Raw genomic sequence first — 3864 nt, 5'->3', positions numbered from 1 at the left:
TTCCAAATTTCATTCTTTCACCTCATCATTATCGTTCAATCATCTTCGCCATCAACACAATATCTTCATATCCGTCACCGATTTTTACACCGCTCTTAATGAGCCCTTCTTCTACAAATCCACACTTTTCATAGAGGCGACGGGCATTTTTATTGATAGCTACGACCTCAAGTTCAACACGAGAAAGAGTTGAGTATTCCGATACCCAATCCAGCATTTCTTCCATCATTACGGTCGCAATACCTTGCCCCCAATAGGACTTCAATACGCTGATTCCTAACTCTCCTCGGTGTGAGAATTTAGGATGCAAGCTTCCCGCAATCGAACCTACAGCAATAATCTCGTCTCCATCTTTTGCTAGTAACATGTATTGGTTTTCGTTCTCGTAGAGCGATTCAATAAACAACTCTTCTTGAGCCACAGAATACTTCAACCCTTCTGGTCCAAAGGAAAGAAAATCCGTTTCACTACCTACTTTTTTACTATAATCTAATAACGCTTTAGCATCGTCTTTGACTGGAAGTGCAAATGTAATTTCTCGTTCTTTACTCATCTGTTACCTCCTCCAATTTGCTAATATATTCTTCGTACTCTTTTCCGTGTGGGACTAAACGAATCACACGTTTGGACTCGTCGTCTCCTACACGGTCGATTTGAACTTTTAAGAATGTCGAAGGAAGTTCATCTTCGATATACTGCGCCCATTCAACGACACACACACCACCTGCATAAAAATACTCTTCGAGGCCTACTTCACTGGCGCCGCCACTTTCTTCAATACGATACATATCCATATGAAATAGCGGAAGTCGCCCTTTACGGTATTCGCGAATCAATGTATAGGTTGGGCTCTTAATGACACGGTCGATGCCTAACCCAAGGGCAATCCCTTTTGTAAGAGTCGTCTTTCCAGCGCCTAAATCACCTTCTAAGACCACACAACTATTGGCAAATAACTTTTCTCCTAGACGCTTTCCTAGTTCCATTGTCTCCTCTTGTGATGTTGTATGTATTTCAAACATGCTAATACTCCTTCAAACTTGATTCATTTGTCATGCATAAAAAAAGAGCCAAGACAAACTGTCTTAGCTCATTATAGCATATTTCACTTATTTTAGAACGCGTCCTAAAAATTCTTTTGTACGATCTACTTGAGGATTTTCAAAGATTTGTTCTGGCGTTCCTTCTTCTGCGATAACTCCTTTATCCATGAAGACAACACGATCACTAACTTCTTTAGCAAATCCCATTTCGTGAGTAACCACAATCATTGTTAGCCCTGTGTGCGCTAAGCTTTTCATTGTTTCTAGCACTTCATTTACCATTTCTGGGTCAAGCGCTGATGTTGGTTCATCGAAAAGCAATACATCTGGTTGCATTGATAATGCACGCGCGATAGCGACACGTTGTTTTTGACCACCTGATAATTGACGAGGTTTTGCATTAATGTACGCAGACATTCCTACTTTTTCAAGGAATTCTTTTGCGATTTTTTCTGCTTCCTCTTTTGATTTTTTTAACACTTTCATAGGTCCAACGATACAGTTTTCTAACACGTTTAAGTTGTTAAATAAGTTAAATTGTTGGAATACCATTCCTACGTGGGTACGGTATTCGTAAATGCTCTTGTCATGTTCAAGAATGTTTTGGCCATTGTAGAAGATTTCGCCTGAAGTTGGTTTTTCAAGTAAGTTGACGCAACGTAAGAGTGTTGATTTACCAGAACCACTTGATCCGATAATTGTTACTACTTCACCTTGTTTTACTTCAAAAGAAATATCTTTAAGAACTTCATTGTTGCCAAATGTTTTACTTAAATTTTGAATGGAAATTACTGCTTCGCTCATTTTGCATTTCCTTTCTGTCTAGTTTTTTCTTCTACTGCTGACATTGAATTTGAATTCAATGGATCTGAATAAATCACTTCGTAGTTATCTGGACCATCTAATTTACGTTCGAAGTAACGTAAGATACGAGTAATTGTAAATGTCATAATGAAATAAATAATCAATGTTACAAAGAACGTTTCAAAGTAACGGAAGTTTTGTCCTGATACTGTTTTTGTCGCAAAGTACAATTCTGAAACTGAAATTACGTTCAATACAGAAGTATCTTTGATGTTGATAACAAATTCGTTCCCTACTGCTGGGAGGATGTTACGAAGTACTTGAGGGAAAACAACATAGCGCATTGTTTGCCAGTGAGTCATCCCAATAGCTTGGCTGGCTTCAAATTGTCCTTGGTCGATAGAGATAATCCCACCACGAACTATTTCTGACATATATGCCCCTGTGTTAATGGATACGATAAAAATCGCAGCAAATGTTACATCTAAGTTTAAATTAAACATTAATGCTGTTCCATAGTAAATTACCATCGCTTGTACGATCATTGGTGTTCCACGGAAGAACTCTGTATAGCAATTTAAAATTCCGATTGCAATTTTTAAGAAGACACGTTTTGCTCCTTTTTCTGGTAGAGGAATAGTTTTAACAAATCCGATAAACATCCCGATAATTGTACCGATAATTGTACCGATAACTGAAATATAAAGTGTAATCCAGGCACCTGTTAAAAACATCTGCCAGTTTTGTTGAATGATTTTTACAATCCAATCAATACTCATTAATTTTCCTACTTTCTGTAAATTATATGTATCCGCCACAAAAGGTGACGGTGTGTTATGTTTGTTTTCTATATTCAGTCAGTGCTCTTGCGCAGTAGTGAGCTCAACCTCACATCCTGTAGTTGAGTTCGTCTTCGCAGAAATCGCGTGCGTTTCCCGAAACGTCCGCAGAACGTTTCACGTTCCTTCTCTTTTGTTTCAAATCCTTCGCACTGTGAAGGATTTTCCAACGGTCCATTTCTGAACGCGATTGCTCACATCCTGTAGTTGAACTCAGGCTCACAGGACTGACGTCCACTTCCCGTAGTATCCGCACGACTTGTGCCAAGTCCTTTGCGTTACTCCGGTCCAGTGATTCAGTCCTGAGCGTTCGCCCTCGTATCCTGGTTATTCCGCTGCAGGTTGATTCTTAATTGCTTTTTGCATAATTTCTAAGCGTTCTTCGCTAGAGATTGTTTTTAATACTTCGTTGATTTCTTTTGTTAATGTGCTGTCTTTTCTTATACCAACAGCTGTTTGTGTATCTGCTGGTGATGTTTGGAAACCATTCGTTAATTTAACCATTACGAAGTCGCTGTTAGCCGCTTGAGCTGATAATGCTTCTGGTAATTCAGATACATAAGCATCGATTGTACCTGCTTGCAGTGCTACACGCATTGCTGGGAAGTTGTCCATTGCAGTTACTTTTTCAACACCAGTAATTTGATCAATCACTGAGTAGTGGAAAGTATTTAACTGAGCTGTTACTTTAGCCCCAGCAAAATCTGATAATGAAGTAGCCTTTTCGTACTTAGAACCTTTTTTAACGACTAATACTAATTGTGAATCATAGTAAGAATCTGTAAAGTCGATTGTAGCTTTACGTTCTTCTGTAGGACTCATACCAGCGATAATCGCATCAATTTTACCAGAGATAAGCGCTGGTGTTAAACCATCCCACTCCGTTTTAACGATAACTAATTCTTTTCCTAATTTTTGAGCCACTAATTTAGCAATCTCAACGTCGTATCCACCTGCGTATTGATTTGTTCCTTGAATTTTAACTCCTCCGTTTGAGGCGTCGTTTTGAGTCCAGTTAAATGGAGGATAACCTGCTTCCATCCCTACTACTAATTGATTTGCATTTGTTGTTCCTTGATTTGCAGGGGTACCACACGCTGCTAATCCAACTATCATTGCTAATGCTGCAATTGCGCCTAAAATTTTTTTCATTTTCTTTCTCTCCTTCTCGATTATCA

The 3864-nt window shown here is 38.8% G+C and carries 4 protein-coding genes and 1 pseudogene; all 5 read right to left on the bottom strand.

Translation table 11 applies throughout. The annotated features are described in order from the left end of the window. Positions 1-28 precede the first annotated feature (28 nt). The 5 genes and pseudogenes from ACO5V7_RS08800 to ACO5V7_RS08780 all read right to left on the bottom strand — a co-directional run bounded on the left by ACO5V7_RS08800 (position 29) and on the right by ACO5V7_RS08780 (position 3838). Positions 29-553 (bottom strand): GNAT family N-acetyltransferase, encoded by a 525-nt coding sequence (locus ACO5V7_RS08800; protein ID WP_485485883.1) that lies wholly within the window; start codon positions 551-553, stop codon positions 29-31. After that, on the bottom strand, positions 546-1022 hold the full coding sequence (gene tsaE, locus ACO5V7_RS08795) for a tRNA (adenosine(37)-N6)-threonylcarbamoyltransferase complex ATPase subunit type 1 TsaE (RefSeq protein ID WP_485485882.1): 477 nt from the start codon (positions 1020-1022) through the stop codon (positions 546-548). Before tsaE ends, ACO5V7_RS08800 begins: the two co-directional genes overlap by 8 nt. 87 nt (positions 1023-1109) lie before the next feature. Then, the gene (locus ACO5V7_RS08790; RefSeq protein ID WP_485485881.1) at positions 1110-1847 is read right to left on the bottom strand and encodes an amino acid ABC transporter ATP-binding protein; all 738 of its coding nucleotides are present in this window, start codon (positions 1845-1847) and stop codon (positions 1110-1112) included. Then, positions 1844-2611 (bottom strand): annotated as a pseudogene (locus ACO5V7_RS08785) (amino acid ABC transporter permease); the annotation flags it as partial. The pseudogene ACO5V7_RS08785 and the gene ACO5V7_RS08790, both read right to left, overlap by 4 nt. A gap of 402 nt (positions 2612-3013) precedes the next feature. Beyond that, complete coding sequence (locus ACO5V7_RS08780) at positions 3014-3838, bottom strand: transporter substrate-binding domain-containing protein (RefSeq protein ID WP_485485880.1); 825 nt, start codon at positions 3836-3838, stop codon at positions 3014-3016. Positions 3839-3864 lie beyond the last annotated feature (26 nt).

It is taken from the genome of Granulicatella sp. (genome assembly GCF_057274575.1).
The sequence above is the reverse complement of the archived record's forward strand: the minus strand, read 5'-3'. Positions and strand labels throughout refer to the sequence as shown.